Annotated in this window: 26 protein-coding genes; 6 read left to right on the forward strand and 20 right to left on the reverse strand. The window is 34.2% G+C overall.

Annotated elements, in window-relative coordinates; genetic code table 11:
• Nucleotides 1-76: 76 nt before the first annotated feature.
• From ABYK18_RS05150 to ABYK18_RS05165, 4 genes are all read right to left on the reverse strand, one after another.
• Nucleotides 77-979, reverse strand: coding sequence for a hypothetical protein (locus ABYK18_RS05150; RefSeq protein WP_373035581.1), 903 nt, complete (start codon nt 977-979; stop codon nt 77-79).
• Nucleotides 979-2001 carry a nucleotidyl transferase AbiEii/AbiGii toxin family protein gene (locus tag ABYK18_RS05155; RefSeq protein WP_373035582.1) on the reverse strand — a complete coding sequence of 341 codons (1023 nt, stop codon included), beginning with the start codon at nt 1999-2001 and terminating at the stop codon, nt 979-981. Before ABYK18_RS05155 ends, ABYK18_RS05150 begins: the two co-directional genes overlap by 1 nt.
• Entirely contained in the window at nt 2001-2609 is a 609-nt protein-coding gene (locus tag ABYK18_RS05160) for a DUF6088 family protein (protein WP_373035583.1), read from the reverse strand. The genes ABYK18_RS05155 and ABYK18_RS05160 overlap by 1 nt, the downstream gene beginning before the upstream one ends.
• Nucleotides 2610-2707: 98 nt before the next feature.
• On the reverse strand, nt 2708-3829 hold the full coding sequence (locus ABYK18_RS05165; RefSeq protein ID WP_373035584.1) for a tyrosine-type recombinase/integrase: 1122 nt from the start codon (nt 3827-3829) through the stop codon (nt 2708-2710).
• A 731-nt stretch (nt 3830-4560) separates the two neighbouring features.
• Here ABYK18_RS05165 and trxA point away from each other — a divergent pair.
• Nucleotides 4561-4920: a thioredoxin gene (gene trxA / locus ABYK18_RS05170; protein WP_373035585.1), complete on the forward strand. Its 360-nt coding sequence runs from the start codon at nt 4561-4563 to the stop codon at nt 4918-4920.
• A 434-nt stretch (nt 4921-5354) separates the two neighbouring features.
• Here the strand turns inward: trxA and ABYK18_RS05175 are convergent, their stop codons facing one another.
• Nucleotides 5355-6800 (reverse strand): ice-binding family protein, encoded by a 1446-nt coding sequence (locus tag ABYK18_RS05175; protein WP_373035586.1) that lies wholly within the window; start codon nt 6798-6800, stop codon nt 5355-5357.
• Between the two features lie 546 nt (nt 6801-7346).
• Between ABYK18_RS05175 and ABYK18_RS05180 the strand changes: the two genes are divergently transcribed.
• Nucleotides 7347-7541 (forward strand): hypothetical protein, encoded by a 195-nt coding sequence (locus ABYK18_RS05180; protein WP_373035587.1) that lies wholly within the window; start codon nt 7347-7349, stop codon nt 7539-7541.
• A 36-nt stretch (nt 7542-7577) separates the two neighbouring features.
• Here the strand turns inward: ABYK18_RS05180 and ABYK18_RS05185 are convergent, their stop codons facing one another.
• The 3 genes from ABYK18_RS05185 to ABYK18_RS05195 all read right to left on the reverse strand — a co-directional run bounded on the left by ABYK18_RS05185 (nt 7578) and on the right by ABYK18_RS05195 (nt 9763).
• A complete protein-coding gene (locus ABYK18_RS05185; protein ID WP_373035588.1) occupies nt 7578-7883 on the reverse strand; it encodes a cytochrome c in 306 nt (101 codons plus the stop codon).
• 61 nt (nt 7884-7944) lie between these two features.
• Entirely contained in the window at nt 7945-9135 is a 1191-nt protein-coding gene (locus tag ABYK18_RS05190; RefSeq protein ID WP_373035589.1) for a sensor histidine kinase, read from the reverse strand.
• The gene (locus tag ABYK18_RS05195) at nt 9092-9763 is read right to left on the reverse strand and encodes a response regulator transcription factor (protein WP_373035590.1); all 672 of its coding nucleotides are present in this window, start codon (nt 9761-9763) and stop codon (nt 9092-9094) included. Before ABYK18_RS05195 ends, ABYK18_RS05190 begins: the two co-directional genes overlap by 44 nt.
• A 106-nt stretch (nt 9764-9869) precedes the next feature.
• Here ABYK18_RS05195 and ABYK18_RS05200 point away from each other — a divergent pair, with 106 nt between their 5' ends.
• Nucleotides 9870-12053 (forward strand): CHASE domain-containing protein, encoded by a 2184-nt coding sequence (locus ABYK18_RS05200; RefSeq protein WP_373035591.1) that lies wholly within the window; start codon nt 9870-9872, stop codon nt 12051-12053.
• Between the two features lie 30 nt (nt 12054-12083).
• Here ABYK18_RS05200 and ABYK18_RS05205 read toward each other — a convergent pair whose 3' ends face one another.
• Genes ABYK18_RS05205 through ABYK18_RS05225 form a run of 5 tightly spaced genes read right to left on the reverse strand, consistent with a single transcriptional unit; the run spans nt 12084 to nt 14982 of the window.
• Nucleotides 12084-13067, reverse strand: a complete 984-nt coding sequence (locus ABYK18_RS05205; protein WP_373035592.1) for a TIGR00341 family protein — start codon at nt 13065-13067, stop codon at nt 12084-12086.
• A 60-nt stretch (nt 13068-13127) separates the two neighbouring features.
• On the reverse strand, nt 13128-13379 hold the full coding sequence (locus ABYK18_RS05210; protein WP_373035593.1) for a GlsB/YeaQ/YmgE family stress response membrane protein: 252 nt from the start codon (nt 13377-13379) through the stop codon (nt 13128-13130).
• Nucleotides 13380-13392: 13 nt separating this feature from the next.
• Nucleotides 13393-13596, reverse strand: coding sequence for a DUF3185 family protein (locus ABYK18_RS05215; RefSeq protein ID WP_373035594.1), 204 nt, complete (start codon nt 13594-13596; stop codon nt 13393-13395).
• A 25-nt stretch (nt 13597-13621) separates the two neighbouring features.
• The gene (locus ABYK18_RS05220; RefSeq protein ID WP_373035595.1) at nt 13622-14533 is read right to left on the reverse strand and encodes a PA2778 family cysteine peptidase; all 912 of its coding nucleotides are present in this window, start codon (nt 14531-14533) and stop codon (nt 13622-13624) included.
• Between the two features lie 59 nt (nt 14534-14592).
• Nucleotides 14593-14982 carry a PA2779 family protein gene (locus ABYK18_RS05225; RefSeq protein WP_373035596.1) on the reverse strand — a complete coding sequence of 130 codons (390 nt, stop codon included), beginning with the start codon at nt 14980-14982 and terminating at the stop codon, nt 14593-14595.
• A gap of 180 nt (nt 14983-15162) precedes the next feature.
• Between ABYK18_RS05225 and ABYK18_RS05230 the strand changes: the two genes are divergently transcribed.
• Entirely contained in the window at nt 15163-15600 is a 438-nt protein-coding gene (locus tag ABYK18_RS05230; protein WP_373035597.1) for a hemerythrin domain-containing protein, read from the forward strand.
• A gap of 4 nt (nt 15601-15604) precedes the next feature.
• Here the strand turns inward: ABYK18_RS05230 and ABYK18_RS05235 are convergent, their stop codons facing one another.
• Together ABYK18_RS05235 and ABYK18_RS05240 are read right to left on the reverse strand one after the other, a co-directional pair.
• Nucleotides 15605-15754 carry a hypothetical protein gene (locus tag ABYK18_RS05235; protein ID WP_373035598.1) on the reverse strand — a complete coding sequence of 50 codons (150 nt, stop codon included), beginning with the start codon at nt 15752-15754 and terminating at the stop codon, nt 15605-15607.
• Between the two features lie 37 nt (nt 15755-15791).
• Complete coding sequence (locus ABYK18_RS05240; protein WP_373035599.1) at nt 15792-16754, reverse strand: D-alanine--D-alanine ligase; 963 nt, start codon at nt 16752-16754, stop codon at nt 15792-15794.
• Between the two features lie 478 nt (nt 16755-17232).
• Here ABYK18_RS05240 and ABYK18_RS05245 point away from each other — a divergent pair, with 478 nt between their 5' ends.
• Nucleotides 17233-17649: a hypothetical protein gene (locus tag ABYK18_RS05245; protein WP_373035600.1), complete on the forward strand. Its 417-nt coding sequence runs from the start codon at nt 17233-17235 to the stop codon at nt 17647-17649.
• A gap of 3 nt (nt 17650-17652) precedes the next feature.
• Here ABYK18_RS05245 and ABYK18_RS05250 read toward each other — a convergent pair whose 3' ends face one another.
• The 5 genes from ABYK18_RS05250 to ABYK18_RS05270 all read right to left on the reverse strand — a co-directional run bounded on the left by ABYK18_RS05250 (nt 17653) and on the right by ABYK18_RS05270 (nt 20970).
• Nucleotides 17653-17907, reverse strand: coding sequence for a hypothetical protein (locus tag ABYK18_RS05250; protein ID WP_373035601.1), 255 nt, complete (start codon nt 17905-17907; stop codon nt 17653-17655).
• Between the two features lie 114 nt (nt 17908-18021).
• Nucleotides 18022-18612, reverse strand: coding sequence for a YeeE/YedE thiosulfate transporter family protein (locus ABYK18_RS05255; protein WP_373035602.1), 591 nt, complete (start codon nt 18610-18612; stop codon nt 18022-18024).
• Complete coding sequence (locus ABYK18_RS05260; protein ID WP_373035603.1) at nt 18602-19117, reverse strand: YeeE/YedE thiosulfate transporter family protein; 516 nt, start codon at nt 19115-19117, stop codon at nt 18602-18604. Before ABYK18_RS05260 ends, ABYK18_RS05255 begins: the two co-directional genes overlap by 11 nt.
• Nucleotides 19118-19211: 94 nt before the next feature.
• On the reverse strand, nt 19212-20024 hold the full coding sequence (locus ABYK18_RS05265) for a formate/nitrite transporter family protein (protein ID WP_373035604.1): 813 nt from the start codon (nt 20022-20024) through the stop codon (nt 19212-19214).
• 52 nt (nt 20025-20076) lie between these two features.
• The gene (locus ABYK18_RS05270) at nt 20077-20970 is read right to left on the reverse strand and encodes a GGDEF domain-containing protein (RefSeq protein ID WP_373035605.1); all 894 of its coding nucleotides are present in this window, start codon (nt 20968-20970) and stop codon (nt 20077-20079) included.
• 187 nt (nt 20971-21157) lie between these two features.
• On the opposite strand from ABYK18_RS05270, the gene ABYK18_RS05275 reads away from it, so the two are divergent.
• A complete protein-coding gene (locus ABYK18_RS05275) occupies nt 21158-23014 on the forward strand; it encodes a flagellar assembly protein A (RefSeq protein WP_373035606.1) in 1857 nt (618 codons plus the stop codon).
• The last annotated feature ends 6 nt before the right edge of the window (nt 23015-23020 follow it).

Below are 23020 nucleotides of genomic sequence, written 5' to 3' on the forward strand. Positions count from 1 at the left end.
TTTTTAGTAATAATAGGTGTTTTAATATTTTTTGTAAATCATGTATACATGAAACTTAGACCATGTAGTTTGTATTTTAAAAATCTATATCTATCTCTGGAATCATTTCTATAGGTTCTTCATCTATCCGATCATGATAGTTTATATCCGATACTATAGAAACTATAGTACTTATACACCAATCTATAGCACTTTCATCTACTGGAACCTTCTCCCCAGTTTTATTTTTACCATTTCTGTGCATAATATTATTTCTTATTTCAGCTATTTTCTGAAGTTCTTTTAGATTAGTATCTAGAACTTCTATTTTAAGGATACTGACAAAATGTTTTTTTAACTTTTTAGGATTAGAAAAAGTAATAGAATATATTAACTCAACAATCTCAGTCCAATATTTTTCATATTCTCTTATCAATCGTTCTTTGTTATCCTTCTTAATGTTTAATGATTCTAAAAAAAGATTTCTAGACACGTCATCTTCATGAAGTATCTGAATAAGTGAGTCTGCTATAAAAGTTTCAAAAGTTGTAACTGCATTTGAGAATAATAAACTTAAGTACTTTTGGTGTAATTGTAAATCACTGTTATGTACTGACATTAATTTTGCTATATCTTGGATATGTTCATTAAAAATACAAGCTGGATCATTTGCAGTATAATCTGACCAGCTAATATCTGGTATTAAAGAAAAATCATCATACCTATTAGGTATTTGCTCAAAAACTTCTTCTAATAAGTCTTCATCAACTATTTCTAAATCCCAAAACTCTTCTCTTATTACATCATCGGCCGTAATCGGACCTCCATATATATAAATATATTCACCTTCATCATATGGACAATGTTCAGCTGGATCTTCATGGTTTTCATTGAACCAATGCAAAATCATTTCAATTATGTCATCTTTTGTATATATATGAAATTGTTCAATCCTAACATAAGACTCCGCTTGTGGCATGTAGTATTGGCTGCTTGACATTAGTTGTTAATCTTATCTTCTAATATCCGTAGCTCTTCGATAATCACATCAAACTCAATAACCTCTCCAGCAAACATACTTCTCATTTTTTCATAATCAATTCTAAAAGCTTCCAGTATTTCACCTTTAGGTACAATTTTCAATGTACCAACTTTTGCTTCATCATATTTCGCAGCATTCGAACGATAGTAAAATGCTTTATGTTTAGCCACAGTGTCTAACAGAGCTAAATCTTTCATAGCTTCTACACCAATAGAACTTCTACTTAACATTACAATATCATAAAGATGTCTGCTCAGTCTTTCTTTCACTCTTTCAACACGATTAATGTTATTCTCGGCATGTAGAAGGGTTGCTTTCTCCCAAAAAGTTCTTTTTGGACTCAATACTTTAACTACTGCTTTTGAGTGTATCTCAGCTATAGCATCCTCTAAAAGTGAATTAACTTCAATATCTTCACTTGGTATATGCTCAGACTTTGTTCCAGTCTCTATAAGTACAACAGGCTTTACATACTTATTTCCATATTCATCGTCTTCTAGTGATTTTGGATAGTGAAAAAGTAAATTTTCAGCATTTGTGTCGTCTAGCAATAAACTCCATTTTTCTCCTACTCCTAAATCCTCTATTATTTTCTCTTTAAGTAACACTAATATCGTATTTTCTAAAAACACTTCTCCAGCAACTTTTAAATCTTCAACTGCTCTTTTAGATGCACTTTTTGACTCTTTTGTTGCCACTATATGAGGTGCCTTATCTCCCTCAAACCCTAAGTCAGCCATATGAAGTGATAAATCTATATCTTCTGAAAATCTATCTATAAGTTTATAACATTTAGAGAGTGAAGTACCACCTTTAAATAAAACTCTATGCTTATGATTGATTCTATTAAAAAGTGTATCAAGTATATAAGTTACCCAAAAATCTTTCTCAATGACATAAGCTGGATAACCTAGCTTTTCTGATGCGATTCTAAAAGCTTGTGAGCGTTCTTTTCTTTCTAATTTTACAAATTCATACATTATGAAACTCTTCTTGTAATATCTTTAACAACTTCACGAACCCAAACTGCTCTAGACTCTGATGCCTCTTCTAGTTTACCAAGCATACTTTTCTTAATAGTATTAGCAACTCTTGACTTTACACTCTCTTGGAAAGCTTCCTCTTTACCAAGGTATTCAAGAGCACTCAAATACACACTAACACCACTTTTAGCACCTGAGAGTTTTTTGGATGATACTTTTTTAAATTCTATATCTGTTTTACCGATTGAGATAGTAGAAATTTGTTTATCTGTAAGATAGACCTGTTTCATAGGTACTTGCTGTGTTAGTCCTAGTTGATAAAGAGCATTAGCACCATCAGGAATAAAATCTGTGTTCATAGCTCTTGAAAGTGCTTTAATAATATTTGATTGTGACGGTGGAACTTCTCCCCAACGACTATTTTCAGGAATATAATAAATTCCTCTTCTTATACGCTTTATCTCTCCAGACAGCACCATTCTTGATAGTACTCTTTCAACAGTTGCCATATTACCTAAACTATTAAAATCCATATGAGTAAATACCCAGCCAGAGTTATGATTAAAAATAATTTCTTTAACTTTATTTGTATAGTTATTTATCATAAATATCTCCTTTTGTCTGTAAATAATTAATTAATTATAGACATTATAGCATAAAAGTATGGATTATTTCATTTAACTATCTAATGTAAAGAATTAGTTTATTCTCTATTAGTACCTAATAATTTTGCTGAAATATCGTTTGTATTCCTTGTTGCTGTCTCTCTTTGTAATGATAAATACTTTTTAAGTGTTGAACTATCATTGTGTCCAAGTAATGCCGTTAAATCTCCAAGACTAGCACCCATCACACTTAATGCACTGACAGATAGATTTCTCATCCAGTGAAAAGTAAACTCTTCTATTCCAGATACTAATCTTATTTTAGGGTAATGCTCTTTAGTATGCTTAATCATAAAGACATTACCTCTAGTATCCACAAACTCAAGTAATGCATCTCTAACATCACTTGCTAATGCGAATGTCATATCTGTATTAACTTTTGAGTTACTTCCTCGAACTATATACTCATTAGTTTCAAAGTTTATATCTTCCCACTGTAAAGTTAAAACTTCTTGTAATCTACGACCATAAAACCCAAATAAAAAGAGTGCTCTATGATGTGGATTTTCACTACATTGAATACTCTTCGTATCACTAATAACTACTAAGTCTTCTGATCCAAATAGTTGATGTATTGTCTCATGTATTTTCTTATATTTGGTTACTGCATCTGTAATAATCTTTTTCTCTTCAAGTTGTTTACGAACAGGTATATGACTTTTTTTAATAGGACTCTTAACGATTAAGTCATCTTCAACTGCCAAGTCGAAAAGTGGTTTTAAAATTTCATATGCTTTTTTTCTTGTTGCTGGTGCGAAATCTTTTAAGGATACATTTAAAGAAGTGAACTGGGAAGCTTTAACATCTCGTATTTTTAATTTTGCTAATTTTGACAAGTGCTTTTCAAAATAGTAATCATAATTGCGGATAAGCACATCACTCCACCCTTTTACAATTTTCAATTTCTCCCAATAATCTCTTACTGTTGCATTAACATCTGAAGAGAGCGCATTATCATGAATAATTTCATCTTTTATTCTATCAAGTTCTCTTCTAGCTGTTTTTAACCGGTCTTTAGGAGAGTGAGATTTTTGACTGCTCCACAATCTACTATATCGTTTTCCCTCTACAACAAAATCAAACCAAAACTTAACTCCATCTTTATGGATTTTAATACCAGCATCATTAGTTTTACTATATGATTTTTTATCTATTGCCATATACTAACCTTTTTAAGTTTTCATTGGGTCTCGTCTTGGGTCTCATTAGGTCTCATGTCTAGGTCTCTTTTTTGAAGATATCGAGAGGAATAAAAAAGAACAAATAAGTATGCTATTATACCTATTATAGGGGCTAAAAGCAATCAACAGGAATCATTAAGATATTTATAGTTTTAGAGTTCGAATCTCTGAGGGTCCACCACTTTTTTTTACAATCCCCTTATTTACGATACTTACAGAGATTTTTTGACAACACGAACTTATGCCTATATTTTTGTTACTCGACGGTCAGTAAACCGGAGTATTTATGATTTTTGTGTTAAATTGGTCGCAGATTTATAGAGTTAACCCACTTAATACTTGTATAAATAAAAAAAGGCTGAAGATACATCAAGAAGATTAGCAGATAAATTTGACAAAAAAATCAATAAGACTATCCAATTACCAGCTAGTTTATAAGCAACTACAAAAGCATTGATAAAGTCAATCTCAATAGTATTATCTTTAAAAAATTTATATTCATACAATCAACCTTAAGAAATAAAAAAACTCACCGAATACTATAATCAGCGAGCTACATTCTATTAAACAAATGCCTGACTATATTTTTAGCAATTGAAAAAGTTATGTAAGACTCATTTCGTTTCTTTTGAGTCAAAGCAGTCACCTTTTATTAACTTCTAGCTAATTTCATTATGTTATAGTTTCCCTTGCTAAATGAAAGGATTAAAATGGCATATATAGACTTAACAGAAAGCAACTTTAATGACACAGTTGAACAAAACAATATCGTGATTATAGATTTTTGGGCTGAGTGGTGTGGACCTTGTATACAATTTGGACCTGTATTTGAAAAGGTAGCTGGAGAAAACACAGATGTTGCTTTTGCAAAAGTAAACACAGAGATAGAACAAGCACTAGCAGGTCACTTTCAAGTTCAATCTATACCGACACTTATGGTAATTAAAGAGCGAGTTGTAATATTCAACCAAGCTGGTGCTTTAGATGAAGTAAGTTTAAACGGTCTAATTCAACAAGTAAAAGAGCTTGATATGAATAAAGTTCGTGCAGAGATGAATACAGAAAATTAAGACTATTAACCTTAAACAATAAGTTCACAACTCTCAGAGTTTGAAGCTCTGAGGGTCCACCATTTTTTAACCATATGACTACATACCCATGCACAAGGAGAAATACTTTTTCCAAAATGCATTTTTGATTTTGAATAATTGTAACTTAAGAGAATCAATACTTATATGTGATTCAACACCAGCTTGTTTACATCGTTCTTTAGTTGGTAAGATCTTTTTTTAAGGGTAGCCAGTTGTTTTACCTTTTATCTTTATAAATATTTATAGACTGTCCGTCATTATGACTCTAAGATAAAAAGTATCTCTACTGATAACAGAGATAGAGAGATAAGCAGAGTCTATAAAGATGTTAATGGCCGATTTATACATCAGCACACTCTGAAGGCTTTCCTTCAGAGCAAATCTGCTGTTTTATAGACTATATATAGTTTTAATTAAGGCTGTGTAACAGCGTTGGCATCTAAAGTAACTGCTGTCTGTGCTAAAAGTCTGCCATTAACTGTTGCACCAGTACTTACAACAATACCTTTTTGTGCCAATACAACACCTTTGAACTGCGACGTTGTTCCAAGAGTCACACCTGTGCCTCCTGCAACTTGCCAGAAGATATTTTCAGGTAATGCACCGCCGGTTAAAGTTATGATGGCACCATTGTTCACAGTGAGGTTTCCTGCTATTTGGAAGATCCAGACATCAGTTGCGCCACCAGAGATAGTTACACCTGCACTTGTTACTAAAACACCTGTCCCCCATTTGTATAGACCTGGAGTAAGAATCTTACCACTCACATCACCTGCATACAGTTCAGTATAATCAGGTATTGTTCGCCCTGCTGCATCTGTATATGCAGTTTCCATGTCGCTCACTGCCGTAGTCATATTAGATGGAGTTGGAGGTGTCATATCGGCTGCATAAATCTTTCCTGTAACTAAAGGTGATGTTGCATATGTGCCGACAAGAGTATCAGAAAATCCGGTTATATAACTTCGAGCAGCCGGACTAAGACCTATATCCCCTGTAATCGCTGTGGTACCAGTTGTTGATATTCCAGTCTTGGCAAGTATTACAAAATTTTCCGCTGTACCGAGATTTACAGAAAGTGGACCTGATGTTGCAGAAGGAACTGCACTAGGTACAGCAGTTGCCGATGTTGTAAAGCTCCAAACTTTAGCAACTGCTAAAGCATTACCAGCCAAGTCTTGAACGGCTGTTGTAATTGTTGCAGTATATTGAGTACTTACAGCAAGATTTGCAGTAGATTTAAAAGTCATAGTATTACCGGAATAACTCACTGTACCAGCAACAGGTGCAGCACCAGATGTAGTAGCTAATTTAAAGGTAGCTGTATTCACTGTTGAAGGTTTAAGTGCTTCACTCATAAGGGCACTAATACTCCTGTCAATCGTCACGTCTGTGCCATTAGTAATAGGATGTATTGATTTCACTGTAGGTGCAACAGAGTCGGTAAACACACCTGTTGTAAAACTCCAAACCAAGTCAGACTTCAAAAGAGCAATACCATTTGTATCAAGAACACCTGTAGTGATTGTCGCAGTATATTTAGTATTTGCAAAAATAAAAGCAGTTGGAGTAAAAACCATAGTGTTATGGTCCTCATATGTCACAACCCCTGCAACTGCTGTAGTACCATCAGTTACTGTAAAAGTGGTATCATTTACCGTGGAAGCATCAAGTGCTTTGTTAGAGTAAGCAACAAAACTTGTATTTAGAGCTACATCGGTCTCACCATCAACAGGAGTGGTAGGGATAGATGTTGCTGTAACAGAACTTTCACCGCTACCGCATCCAACTGCAAAAATTGTGAGTACAAAGAACATAGATAGGAGTATGTGACTTGAATATTGTTTAAAAGCTTTCATTTGCTTTATCCTTATTTTTTGTTTAAAAAACAACTCATATGATTGATATACATGAAACGAATGAATATGAATGATATAGACGAGATTGGAGTAAATTCCATTAGTGGACAAGTACAGATTCTGCAAGTATGTAAGGCTTACTTCAACGAGTAAATCACAATCAGATACTATTTTTGGAAATAGCATTTAGTAGAGTATCTTGCTTCTAATAAAACAAAACTTCTCTAGATTTATGACCAGTATATCTCAATACAGATTACATTGTCAATGATTATAAATACTTATAATCAGAAATTAATAAAATATAAAGGAAAATTAGGGGAATTAAAATCTAAATAAACAGGAATTGAGGATTATATGAATAAAGAATGCGTGAGAGATAAATTATTAAGTTAAGTATGGTGCGCACGATCAGTGAGTTTGAGTTTTCAGGTGGAAATGTACTTCTTGTATCAGCAGGTCTTGGTTATAAATTTTAATTACTATTTATAATAATTGGATAATATGTTGAGTAAAAAATATAAGTAAAATAAATAAGGAACATATGTGATTCACTCAGGCGAAAAGTATAAAATAGAAGAAAAAGAAGTTGACGGTGTATTAAAATTTCATGTAAAACTTGGTGAAGAGATTAAAATATTTGAGACTCTTTTAGAGGCTAAGATGGCTATAAAAACATTTAAACTTGGCAAAGAGTTTCTAAACCATACCGGCATGGAACTCTTTATTGAAAAAGAGTAAGAAAAGCTTTTAAAAGCTTTTCTCGATATTTTGACATTATTTTTGTGCTTGAATAAATTTTGCTAAAGCTTCAATCTGTGCATTATCTAAAGATTTAACTTGACCTTTCATTAAGCCTTTCATTGCTCCGCCGTAAGTTCCATCTTGATATCCTTTTAAAGCTGCTACTGTTTTTTGAACTTCCCAACCTTTAATAACCGCTGATTTGCCTAAAGCTTTTTTCTCACCTGTTGCGCCATGACATGCCGTACATTTTTTATATAAAGCTGCGCCGTCTGCCATTGCTGCTGTTAATGAACCTACTACTGCTAAACCCAATAAAACTTTATTAATCGTTTTCATCTTATTCTCCTTAGTTGTTATAGAAGAAGTATATGAAATAATCGTGGAGTGATTGTGGAATCTACCAAGAGATAGAGACTTCTGTCCAATTATCCAGTTCAGATTTTATATCTATGGTTAAGTTGTACTCTATGCAAATCATTTTTACGATATTTAGACCAATACCAAACCCGCCGACAACTTTATCAAATCTGGCATATCTATCTAACATTAGAGAGATACTCTCTTGTTTAATACCTTTACCTGTGTCTTTTATGCTCAGTTTGTTTGTTTCTAGGGTAATGTATATTGAACCATCTATTTTATTGTACTTAATCGCATTTGATAAGATGTTATCGACGAGCTTTGAGACCTTCTTTTGGTCAATGTGAAGTGTAGCTTCTGGATTTAAATCCGTTGTGATTTTTATTTTTTTTATATTTGCCAGGATTGAGAAGTATTCAACCCTTTGTTCTATTAGTTCTTTTAAATTTATATCTTGATTGTTTGATATGATTTTGTTGTTTAGCATAAGAAAAGTCAAGTCATCGTATATATTTGAGATTGTTTTTGCACCTATGTCGATTCGGTTGATTGATTTTATTAGATGCTCATCTTCTATTTTATTTTTATCTATGAGTTCAATATTTGTCATAATAGTACTTACAGGAGTGTTTAACTCATGCGTTGTATCTTTTATAAATGTATCTAGCAGATGCATGGCATCTTTCATTGGTTTTAAAAACAGATTGAGTAAAAAGTATCCGATGACTAACATAAAGATAAAAAATATTGAACTGTATATTACTATGGTTTTAACGGTCTCATTGAGCCACTCTTTATTGTCCCCAGTCTCAACTATAATATACTGAGCATTAAGATAAAACTTTTCCGGTTCCGTAGTATATCTGACTATTTTATTATTGGTATATGTCACTTCTGTAAGTAGGTTCTTTGGTTTTGAGAGAGTTGAATATATAAGCTTATAATCCGCACCATACAAAGAGGTTTTAAACTTTTTATCTCTTGGATATAAGAGGGTATCTGTTTTATCATTATTTAAATCTTCGAGTGAGATTAAAAAATTATCTGCGTATTGATTCAGTGCTATTGTTCTTTGGCTACTTGCCAACTCTTTTTGAAGGGTATAGTATAGCGATATGGTTAAACTTAAAATTACAACGGTGAAAAAAACATATAGAGATAAAAACCTGTATAGTGTCTTTTTTTCACTTTGTGGTAAATCTATATCCAAGTTTTTTAATACTGACAATTTTTTCCTTTCCCAAATATTTTCGCAAATTTTTTATATAAGTTCTCAAAGCACTCTCGCTTATCTCCTCACCATACTCCCATAGAGTTGCATATATCGCCTCGTGGGTGACTAGCTTGTCTTTGTTTTGTAAAAAGAGTTTTAGCAGTTTTGCTTCTTTGTTTTTGAGCTGTATATCATCACCGCCAACACTTAGCAAATCATTTGCAGTGTCGTAGTAGATGCTAGCATCTATCTCTATTTTATTTGAATCGTTATGAAAGAACTCTCTTTTTAATATTGTTTCAACTCTTAATTTTAACTCTTTAAGTGCAAACGGTTTTCGTATGTAATCATCGCAACCGCTCTCGTAACCGTTTTCTAAGTCAATCATAGAGTTTAATGAAGTTATGAAGATTGCGGGAGTAGTAACATCTTGTTCTCTTATGCTTTTTAATATCTCAAAGCCGTTTATATCCGGAACATTAACATCTAGCAGAAGTAAATCAAAGTTGTTTTCATAGATTGCATCTAAAGCACTGTTGCCATCATATACACTAAGAACACTGTAGTCTAAGTTTTCAAAATAATCAACAACAGTCTCATTTAAAGCAATATCATCTTCAAGGAGTAGAAGTTTCTTTTTCATAAATTATTATATCCTAGAATTTATGCAGATTGTACTTTTTAAGTAACCTAAAACCAATTTGCTGTAAGATTAACCCTTCAATATATATTTATTAAGGCCTAGCAATATGTACAGATTTATTTTAGATAGTAAATTAGCCATTAATACACTTTTTATAATCTTATTAATAATTTCTTATTTTGTATGGTCTTTTACAAAAAATTATTACGATCTACGTAATAAAAATTATTTTAAATCTAATGTAAATAAAATCACTGACAATATTGAAAAACGTATGCTTGTTTATGAAAATGCTCTAAGAAGCGGTATCGCTTTTTATCAAGCAAGCGAACACGTCAGCAGAGAAGAGTGGCATATATTTGTAAAAAATCTACAAATCAAAAACTTTTATCCCGGCATCCAGGGTCTTGGTATTGCCTTAATGCTTAAGGAAAATGAGATCAAACCACTTGAGTCTTTAATGCAAAAAGAAGGCTATACCAGTTTTGAACTAAAACCAAAGGGAAAGCGAGACCAATACAGCACTATTATTTACTTGGAACCGTTAGATGCACGCAATAGAGAAGCCATAGGTTATGATATGTTTTCTCAATCAACACGTAGAGAAGCTATGGAAGCAGCACGGGACACAGGATACCCGACTATCTCAGGTCGCGTAACACTTGTACAAGAGATTGACTCGGATGTGCAAGCCGGTGTTTTGATGTATCTTCCATTATATAAGAAATCTCTGCCAACAAATAGCGTAGAAGAGCGTCGCAAAGCATTACTAGGTTATGTCTACAGTCCATTTCGTATGAGAGATTTGATGCAACCTTCTTTAGATAAAGAACCTTCACTATATTTAGAACTCTATGATGGTGAAAAATCAGACAAAAACCTTCTATTTAAATCAAGCAAAGAATTTTCAAACATAGGTAAACAATCTGTGCTTGATGTCTTACATATTGGGGGTCGTGCATGGAATGTTTATGTCTACAGTACACAAAATCTAGATAAACAAATGGAAAATTATATTCCTAAAATACTTACTTCTTTATGGACTATATTTTCTTTAATTGTTTACCTTGTTCTAATCATTTTATATAACGGTCGTAAAAATCTGACACGACAAGTATATCAACGTACAAAAGAGCTTGAAGAGTCTAAACAGATTGCCGAAGAGGCTGTTGTTTCAAAATCACTATTTTTAGCAAATATGAGTCATGAAATAAGAACCCCGATGAATGCAATACTTGGATTTGTTGAACAACTCTCAAAGAATGAAAAAGAGCCGGATCGTCAAAAGATGTTTGACACAATTACTCATTCCGGACATGCCTTATTGACTATAATCAATGATATTTTAGATATTACAAAAATAGAGAGCGGAAAAATGCTCTTAGATGCTCAAAATTGTCAATTGCATAGACTTTTTGAAGAAGTTAGTTCACTTTTTACCGTATCTCTTAAGAGCAAAAATATAGAGTATAAACTTGCTATTGATGACAATATCCCTGAATGTTCTGTAGTAGATGAAGTGAGAGTCAAGCAGTGTTTAATAAATATCATAGCTAACGCTATTAAGTTTACTGATGAAAGCGGAAAAATAGAGTGTAATGTACATTTTAACAATGATGGACAAGAGATATGCATTGATATTAAAGATAACGGTATAGGAATAGCAAAAGAAAATATTGAAAAGATTTTCAATATTTTTGAACAAGAAGATGCTTCAAAAACAAGACGTTTCGGCGGAACAGGCTTGGGTCTTTCTATTACGAAAAAACTTATAGAGATCATGGATGGAAACATAAAGGTAGAAAGTAGCTTAGGGAAAGGAAGTCTGTTTAAAATATCATTGCCGTATATAGCCTGTAAAGATCAAAAAAATTTGAGTATAAACGACAAACAACTCAATGATATGAAGTTGTCAGACGGTGTTGTGTTGATCGTGGAAGACAACAAGACCAATCAACTGTTACTTTGTATAATTTTAGATGAACTTGGTGTAGACTACAAGATCGCGAACAATGGACAAGAAGCGGTAGATATGTTTGGTAATGATAGCTTCAGCATTATATTAATGGACGAAAATATGCCAATTATGAATGGAATAGAAGCAGTAAAAAAGATTAGAGAGATAGAAATCAAAGGCTCACTCCTGCCAACACCTATTATAGCAGTAACTGCAAATGCTATAAATGGCGATAAAAAACGTTTTATTGAAGCAGGAATGAATGACTACATAGCAAAACCTTATAGCGAAACGGACATTAAAAAAGTACTTTTTAGATATATGTCATATTGACAATCATCAATAAGCTTTCTTTTTTAAAAACTAAGATGTTAATGAACGGCGAACATAAATGAGAGCTATGAGCAAAAACAAAGTCACTAGCCAGCCCAAAATATATACGACCTTCGTGCGTTTGGCTTTCTCTTCTTCACGCCAGCCAGGTGGACGAATGCCCTTGACATCAAAAACAATCTTGCTTGCAAGGTTGACACACACAATATTTACGACGAGCAGTAATCCTGCACCTGTAGCAAGAACCGTGTTTCCAGACCCTAGCATAAGGCCAAGTGCTGCTGCAGGTGGAAGTAGTGCTACGGCGACCATAACTCCAACCAGCACGCTTGATAGACCAGTTGTAAGAGATAATGCAGCTGCCGCACCAGAAGCCAGTGCTAAAGTGGCAGAATCGATGCCCACGACAGTGCGCAACATAAGTTCATGATTTTCTACGTCAAAAGGCCAAAACATTCCCAAAATGCCAGACACAGCGACGGCCAGCAATATTCCCGCAACGAGAGTTTGAACCGATTTCTTAATCAATGAGAAGTCACCCATAGCCGTAGCAAAACTTAGTGCAAGATTTGGTCCGAGCAACGGAGCAATCACCATTGCACCGATTACTACAGCGACATTGTTTGTAATAAGACCTATCGCAGCTACAAGCGACGACAATATAACAAGCACGACAAAATTTAAATCAAGCCGTACCCCTTTTTCAACTTCTTCGTAAAGTGCTTCTCTGGCTTCGGTCGCAGCATCTTCTTGCTTGCGTTCTTCTTCTTCTGGTTTAGGCAACGACACATCCACTGGAAGTACTACGATGCGAGTACTTGGTTGTTTGGTCAAGAGATTTTGCAAGGCATCTAGTACCAACTGGAGTTTGTCATCACTTACCAGCATTCGCATCTTCTGCATGCCGTCTTCTTCTACTACGCTAAGGCGAATATCCTGTACTCCTTCCTTTTTAGCTATTGCCAAAACGGTATCTGAACTACCTGAGTCAGCGATTATTTCTACATACTTCATTATGATTATTTCCTAATACTAATGGCACTCTTATTGACTTGAGAGTTTGATAACAAATATTTATGCTTTCTTTACTATACTAATTATATATAACAAAAGAACAGCACCAATAGTAGCCATAACTATAGAGCCTAATAAACCGCCTGTTATGATGCCAAGCAAACTGAATACAAAACCGCCCAATATAGCGCCAACAATTCCCACAATGATATTGCCTACAAGTCCGAAGCCTCTTCCTTTCATTATATTACCTGCGAGCCAACCAGCCAAAGCACCAACTGCCAAAAATATTAATAAGCTAATAATATCCATGATTTCTCCAATTTTAATTTTTTCTAAAAAGATATATACCGACAAAAAAACTGACGGCACCGGCAATGTAAAAAGTCATGACCTTATCCGTATCTGAGCCTGTAACAGCTTGTGTGATTTGCGAACCGACAGAACCGGATAATTGATATCCCCAGATTGCAAGTCCAATTCCTAAAATTGCTAACACAATACCGATGATTTTCGAGCTTATTGCCATGTTAACCTCCTGTGGTTGAAGTAGATTATTCTTTTGTGAAAGTAGTACAGCCGTTGTTGATTTCTTTGCGTGTATTATTTATGAGAGCTTGCATTTCAACATCATCTGTAACAACTCGATCAAGTAATTTTAACGCCTCATCTGACCTGTTAGTATGACATAAAATATCCGCCAGATTGTTTAAAGCAAAGGGATACTTATAATCAATCAATAATATATATCTATAAATCTCCTCAGCTTTGTCTATCTGATGCAATTTATAATAAGCGTTTCCCAGCGCAAAAAGGGTGGGTATATCATCCTTCCAGCGAGTAAGAGCACTTTTATAAGCAATAATCGCTTCGTTAATCATTCCTATTTTTTCAAGATCATATGCTGATTGTAAAAACTTTTTTGCAGTGGCAGATGCAGGCAGTTGCCCTGGAGGTAAAAGTACAACTCCCCAATTACCACTTCTTTCCCATAATGCTCCAAATGTTCCTATTGGCACTGCTTCATTTGGTGTATTGCCAAAGTGCATTAAAATGGTTTGCTCTCTTGCATCATACCCCGTTATCGGAGCATAATGCCAAAGCGGATACCAAGAATAACTTCTATTTACCAGCACAATGACCGGGTGATGCTCTGAGAGTTCAGAAAAAAGTGCATCAAACGTCGGTTCAAGCGGATAGACAAGCATTCCATCAGCCCTTGCTGCAGCAATAAGTTCTATCTGCAGCGTACCGCCTTTTGCAGGAATCAATGTTCGCTTATCCAACTCAGTTAGTGACAAACGAGGATCATAAAGAGTACGTGATTGCCAATAAGCTGAGACCATCTCTATGGATGTTGAGGCACAAAGTTTTGAGCGAGGAGATACAAAAGGAACGTCTATCTTATATGAAGAGTAGTTGTTATCTGAAGGCAGAGGATTTTTAGGTGCGCAACCACTTGACATAATCAAAGTGGCTACTGCGAACAATAGATATAGAAGCTTAGCTGTTTTCAATTTACTAGTTAGTTTATAGGTTTTGTAAAGTTAAAAACTTTTGTCACTCCAAGAATATCTGTGATGAGTAAAACTATAAAAATTAAAACAATAGCACCGAGTATTGACGCGCCGGCATCTGCACCAGCTGGCAATGTATCAATCTGATGTGCAATTGTTGAAGCTTCTTCATCCGTCATAGAAGCAACTCTTGCCTCAATAGCTTTCGAATCTACGCCCAACTCTTGAAATCTTTTTGCTACATCCTCACGGGATATAATCTGAACCAGTTTTTCTTTAGACGACACCATAGTAGATTGCCCAAGAACTGCACCTGTGGAAGCTATCTGTGCCGATAGAACTTGAGTGAACAAAGTAACACTCAATACAAATGATAAAATAAGTTTCGAAACTTTCATGGCATTTCCTTTAGATAATTTTAGCAAAAACAAGAAACTATAATTTTCAAGTTGCATCCCATATAGTAGCTACATTAAGCTTTACTTAAACTTGGCAATCTCCTTTAATATATTGACAATCATCAATAAGCTTTTTTTACAAAGAAGTTATCATTTCATTAAAATATATCAGGATATGAAATGTCAAGCATTAAAGAGTTTATGACTCAAGACCACAGAGATTGTGATGAGATTTTTGCACAGATGGAAGATGCGGTTGCTTCCAAGAGCGCTGAGGCATTATCAAAATTTGAAGCATTTCAAGATGCTTTGACAAACCACTTTAAGATGGAAGAGACGGTTCTTTTTCCTATGTTTGAGCAAAAAACAGGGATGACTCAAGGTCCAACACAGGTTATGGTTATGGAACATGAACAGATGAGAGAACTTCTCTCTAAGATGCAAGATGCCATTGAGTCAAACGACAACGATAAATTTTTCGGCCTCTCTGAGACGCTTATGATTTTAATGCAACAACACAATATGAAAGAGGAGCAGATGCTATATACAATGGCTCAGCAACATTTAGGTGAGGATGCAGACCATATCATTTCACGTATGAGGACCATTGCCCAATAAGAAGCTAATTTTTAGGCGCATCTGAAGACACAGATTTATCTTCTTGTGTTGCGTCATCGTTTTGCGGTTGCTTTTTCTTACGCTTTTGTTCTTTTTTCTTCTGTTTTTCAATCTCACGTGCACGTTTTTCATAACTGTAATTTGTTTTAGCCATTAATAATCCTCTTTTTTTAATTTAATAAGTCACGGTTCTACAGAACCCTGCTTATACCCTCATCGACGATGAGACCAATTACTTCTTCGTAACTAAGACCGAGTTCCATCTCGAATGCTTTTGTAAAATAACTTGAACCGTTTGTCATTCCCGGGACCAGGTTTGCTTCCATAAAAAAGCACTGTCCACTTGCATTGCTCTTAATATCGATTCTTGCATAATCTCTTATTCCCAAATCCATATAAACATCAATAGCAAGTTTTTTTACTCTTTGCACCACAATATCATCTTCAATTATTTTGAGTCTTTCCGGTTTGCTCTCGACTACCTTCTGCCCTAAAATCCTAATCCCATTTTTTGCTTTAGGTGGAATAACTTCAACAGATGAGACTAACAAGTCTCCATTTTTTGTTTTTATCATGGCTACCGTGAACTCTTGTCCCTCCAAATACTCTTCGACCAAAACAGGAATCCCGTACAACTTATGCAGTGACGATACTTTACTCTCAAATTCTGCAAAATTGTTCACAAATGAAAACTCGTCAACTCCGTTTCCATTTGCTGCATCTGATGGTTTTAAAAACAGAGGATAGTTAATAGGTATGTCATAGTCTCGTGTATATTGCCCCGGAATTGCGGTGAAATACCTTGCAGTAGAGATACTCTTCTCTTTTAAGTACGATTTTGCAAGAACTTTATCAGAATCAAACATTAAAGTCTCTTTTAGAGACCCGGAAAAATTAATCCCCTCCTTCTCAAAAAATTCTGAGAGCCAAATAGTCTCTTCATTTGGAGTAACAATATATTTTACTGCCAATATGACTAAATCAGGTTTTCTTTTTACGACATCATTTAATTGTTCTCTTGTTTGACATACATTGAGTATAGTACCGTGACCCATTAAATTTATTGAGTCTAACACGCTGTTACACGCTTTAATCGCTCCAAATCCTGTCTCTTTTAAAGCTTCGTTCTTTGTTGTTATAATTTCTATTTTCATAGTTTCACTTTTATCAGTAGGTAAAGATGCCCTTAGTATGGAAATAATCCAATTATAAGTCATCATAAATATATATGAGATTTCCCGCTATCGGGAAAAGTAACATGTGGAGCTCGTTTTGAGTGTTTGCGCAACCTATGAAATATGGCTAAGCGCATAAAACAGAAGGACTCATTTCTTTAAAAAGAAACAACTTTAAGTAAAAATGATAAGTACGCCACATTTTAAGAATGGGTCTTACTTGCCTAAGAGAGTAAAATAACTTATAATCGCATTGTACTATATATTTGCTTACAAAGATGTTTAGGGGTATTTGTTCAGTAAAGTCAGAGTGAAAAAAAACTATATCCCTACTTCATTGTTTTCAACTCCTTATTTTGGTTATAAATTATTAATATATAGAACATAGTGTATCTAATTTATATTATATAGTGTAAAATACATTTGTTAGATTATGTATTACATCTTTGGAGCAGAAATGACGGATAATATTTTCAATAGAATAAAAGTACAAATCAAAAGGACATATTACGTTTACGAAAGGTACGATACGCTCGCAACTTTTGCACTTATCTATCATGAAAAAAAGTTGTCACCGGAGCAATTGGCTGGATTTCTCAGGGTATCAGACCAATTTATTATGCTAGATGATAATCACTATTTTATAAACTTTACTTACACTTCACAAAAAGATGCTTTTAAAGCTTCACAGAATCTTTTATTATATCTTGACCATTTTTTTAATGATTCAAAAACATACATTGCCTTGGACTCTTTTAATACCAATTACTCTCCTCAAGTCGTTTTAAGCAGGTTAAGACAGATTCTTGCAGAGACAAAGAAAAACTCATATTCTAGAATAGAAGATGAAAGTATTTTATCTGGTGTTTTTTAAAACCTACTCCATTTCTAAATCATCATCACCATCTGAATAGTCAACATTAATATCAGGTATAGCTTTTATGGCATCTGCATTAACTTCAAAGCTTTTCAAATCATAATCTTTTGCTTGATAAAAAGTTTGCTCTTTTGCATACTTTTTTTCTCTCTCCATCTGTTTATGGATTTCTTTTTCCATTTTTGTCTTTTGTTTTGCATCTACAGCGAATAAAAAAGAGTTAATTATAAGTATTAGCATAAAAATATTTTTCATTGTACATGCCCTTTAAATAATTTAGTTTAATAATTATAATATAATACTCTTATATATTTGCTGACTAAGCTCAAGATATATGTTTAATTGCTCTCTTGAAAATAATTATCTTATTTATCTATCATCAGCAGGATCTTTATAATCTATTGTTGGAAGTAGATATGCCGTAGTTAAAAGAGTTGCACTTAAAGCGAGTGTGATTACCAAACCGTAACCATCAAAATAATCCGTGATTCTTATCTTTCCCAGATCTTCTCCAAGGAGCTCTTTTATCCAAGGATACCCCAGTGTGAAGAATAGCCCACCAAACATTCCTCCAATCACTCCGACGAATGCATCTACACGTCCCTCAGATACTGAAACAAAAAAGGCCGATGGACACTTTCCAAGTATAACAAGACCTATACCGAAGAGGATAGCTCCAAGTATAAGTCCTCCTAAGATAGTTGGCTTCACATCAAACGTCGCATAGCCTGACTCTACTAAAAAATAAAAACCGACACTGGATAAAGCAACTGTTGTCATAGCCATTCTTGGCACCAATGTGTCTTCAAAAATCATGAACCCAGCCATTTTTTCAAACTTATCAAGGCGAGAGTATAGAATAATAGCACCAAAGACAAAGCCTATAAATAGAACAAGCCAAACAGAACCGTGTCCTGATTTAGCTACTGTATCAAACATATTTGTGATTCTATCTAGCATCTCTTACTCTCCTTTTGTAAAAAAATCTACCCGTAATCATTCCGGTTCCAAGTGCTACAACGGCAAATATCATTCCGCTAACGGCAAGCTGACTTCCACCGGAGAGAATATGCCCGGCATTGCATCCACCAGCTAAACGAGCACCAAACACTAGAAGAAATCCAGCTATAAAACTCCATATCATACGGGACTTAACAGATTTATTTTTTCTCTCTTTCCACAGAGTAGGTATGTAGCTGATATGAAATGTTTTTGTAACAAACACCGACATAAACAGACCACCGAAAAATGCGCCGACTAGCATTACGCCTTCCCATGCACCTGATTGCTCAACTATTGCTGCATATTCGTAGTTTTGTGGATCAAGACCAAAAATCATGTTAGCTATGTGGGACATCCCGGTAGATGCACCAATGGGACGGTCCGCACCCCAGACAGAAAATGTGAAGTAAAAAAGCAAGCTCATAGAGATTCCACCGAGCCACCAAGGTATTGAACGAGGCATATTTATCCTTTAATTTCAAAACGTTAACCTCTACTTAACGTTTTGAAATTATATGCTATGTTTCTTAAGCAAAGATAAATAAGAAGTTAACAATTTATTTTAGATTTCTTTTTGGTCCGGTTTTGACGTGTGTCGAATAGAGAGTCAATCCGGTAAAGGTAAGTCCACCTATTAAGTTTCCAAGTACCGTTGGAATTTCATTCCAAATCAAATAATCCATGATGGTAAAATCACCGCCAAGAATCATAGAAAAAGGAAATAAGAACATATTTACAATAGAGTGTTCAAAACCCATGTAAAAGAAAAGCATTATCGGCATCCACATAGCTATAGCTTTTCCACTCACAGAAGTAGAGACCATAGCGCCTACTACGCCCATAGAAACCATCCAATTACATAACATACCGCGAATAAAGATCGTCATCCATCCCGATATGCCATGCTCCTTATAACCTAGAGTTCTGGCTTCCCCTATAGATGCTATTTTATCTCCGACAATACCTGGTTCTATAGAGTAGCCGTAAGTAAGGACAAAGGAGATCATAAATGCAACAATAAGTGCACCAGCAAAGTTACCTACAAAGACAAGACCCCAGTTTCTAAGGACTTGATTCAGAGTAACTCCAGGTCTCTTATCCAGAAGTGCTAAAGGAACTAGGACAAAGACTCCAGTAAGCAGGTCAAAACCCATAAGGTAGAGCATGATAAACCCGACGGGGAACAACATAGCACCAGCTAGCGGTGATCCTGTTTGTATAGAGACTGTAATAGCGAAGGCGGCGGCAAGTCCAAGTATGGCACCTGCCATAAAAGCACGTATGACAGTATCTTTGGTTGACATGTATACTTTGGACTCACCAGAGTCAACCATTTTAGTAACAAACTCACTGGGTTGTAAATAAGACATATAATATTCCAATATTTAAAATAATTGCTTATTATATGTAAAAATGGCTGATTTAGACAACCACCATCTGATTTCTTCCCTGCTTTTTCGCTTCATATAGTGCTTTATCCGCTAAAGATACCAATTCATAGATAGAAAGTTCATTTCTATCTTGTGCTATACCAAAAGAACATTTCAGCTCTATTTTATGGTTATTAATATTTACTACTTCTTCTCTAAGGAGTTTTTCAATTCTTTTAAAAATTGTAACCGTCTCTCTTGCATCTGAGTATATAAAAAAGACAAACTCTTCTCCTCCGTATCTGGCAACTATGTCATACGCTCTGATATGCTCTACAAAAAGCTTACTGATTTCTATGAGAACTTTGTCTCCTACTTGATGACCGTATTTATCATTTATAAGTTTGAAGTAGTCAATGTCTGCCATAACTATTGTAAAATCTGTTCGTGTGCGTCTGGCTTTTGAAAAATCGTATTCAACTTTTTCAAAAAAATACTTTCTGTTAAAGATATTTGTCAAACCATCAAAGTTCTTTTCATAGTTCTCGCTCTCAATGACTAAAGCAGTTAATTTTTGTATAAACTGAAACTCGACTACAGAAAAATCCTCATACGTATTTTCATTTACAGTTTCATTATTTTTATATTCTATTATTACTTTCTCTTGTAAATTATGCAAACGTTTGTGCAATTCCTCAAACTCTATAATCTTATCTTTTTTATCATCTATACTTTTTACTCTTGATTCTAAGATCGCATTTAGCATATGCGTTATTTCACAGTTCTCATATGAATGATAATGAATCATTTTCTCTAAATCATCAATTTTATGATCACACACAATAAGCTTGAAAAGTGCAATTATTTTTTTAAGATGTACATCTAGGTTAGATTTTAAACTCCCAGAGAGATCCTTATGAATATCTATTCTTTCATCACTAGTCATAAAATGCCTTTTAAATTATGATTTCTTATGATTGTATATTAACTAAAAAATTTGAAGTACTTCTTGAAATGTCCTTATTTTATCCTAGTTTTGCTTTTAAATATGATTATATAAATCTTGCTTTTTGTCGATACTATGAGTATAATAAAGCAAAATTTGTCATTTCAAAAGATAAGAGAGGTAGAGCATGATGAAACCCGTAGATATAGTTACAAGTAATGTTGCAAAAGAACTACGGCGTCTAGCGGCTCAAAACTCCATACCTTTTTCAAAACTCTACATCAAAATCAAAAACGTTGAAACTTTCTACAAAGATGCAAGCAAAAACCTTGTTGAAATACCTGCTCATGAACTAAACAAATACGCACAAGAAGAGTATCTAAGAGATGCCGGTATCGAATTTGAACAACAATATGAAATAGTAATAGATTCCTACTATCGAGGACATCCTTTTGATGGAATGATTTGCAATGTAGAATTTGATGAAAACGATACGCTCGCTTACTTCGTAATCAAAAAAGGCTCCAAGCTTAGCTATTATGATGATTTATATGATGATTTTTTAGATTATATAGATGAGTACAAACTAAGATCAAATATCTTGCTTTACCTCTTTGACGTAAAATTTGAAGATACTATAAAACAGTTTGTTGATGTAATAAAGCAAATCAAAACTATAACATTTAAAGAAGATAAAAAAATTCTTGTCGCACAAGGACTAAACGCTATAGAGTCCATAAACGCCGACATCTTTATGACTATTGAAGAAAACAACGAGATAGGTGCAGAAGATAGTGAAGGAAGAGTTAATTATGCAAACAGAGGCTTTTTACTAAGCTGTGTAGAAGGTGAGCAACTATTTGAATTTATAAAACCTCAACAAGGCAGTAATGGTAGAACCTGCAAAGGAACTATTATTGAAGTTGAAACCGTAAACATAGATGCTAAACCAACATTTACGGTTGAAGACAGCATAGAAGTTCAAGATAGTTTTGAGAACATAAAATTTTTGTCTACCAAGAGTGGTTATCTGGTCAAAACAGGAAACCAATATGATGTCTCAAATACCATTGATGTTGAAGAGATATCTTTTAAGACGACAGGGACGATAAACTCGGACCTTGATTCTGAGATATCTATAAACGTTATAAAAAATGATCCGCTAGAAGATGCTATCGAAGAAGGTATGCACGTGAAGGTACAAACACTTACGATAAAAGGAAGTGTCGGTCCAAACACCAAGATAGAAGCACGTGACATATCAATAGATGGACAGACTCATGGTGAATCATCCATAAAATGTGTCAATGCGAAAATCAGTCTTCATAAAGGTAAAATAGTTGCCAGAAAAGTTGAAGTAGAGACGCTGGAAGGCGGCGAAATAACAGCGGACATAGCCATTGTTAAAAATGCTATGAGCGGGAAAATAAAAGCTAAGACTATTGAAATCGAGGTGCTAGGCTCACATGTCGTAATGGAAGCATCCGGATATATTCAAATAGAAAGAATCAGAGGCGAAGAAAACAGATTTATTCTTGACCCATCTGTAGATAGCGGTTTCAATACAATCAAAGATGATGACCAGGCTTACTTCAAAAAAATAGAAGATGAGCTCAAAACGTTAATAAACACATATAAAGAAATTACCCTTAAAGTTAAAAACTCTTTAGAACCGTGTGAAAAAATAAAAGCTGCAATAATAAACAGTAAAAATAAAGGAGAAGAGATTTCTTCAGGACTTATTCAAAAGTTTAAACAGTGCAAAGTTTTAAAAGTTCATTACAAAAAACAAAAAGAAAAAGTTGAATACAAAAAAGAACAATACGCTAAGCTAAAAGATAAACTTGCAAAAAGCGGTCCTAATATATTCGATGCAAAAATCATGCTAAGCGAGTCACTAAAAGGGTTTAACCATATTACCTATAGACTGACTAAACCTCAAAGAGAGATAGAGCTAAATACAAATGACACCATGTACAAAAAAATCTTTAAACTTGAAGAAGATGAAGACGGTGTTTTAAAAATCGTGAATACTAACGATTAAAGAACT

The organism is Sulfurimonas sp. (assembly GCF_041563495.1).
GTDB lineage: Bacteria > Campylobacterota > Campylobacteria > Campylobacterales > Sulfurimonadaceae > Sulfurimonas.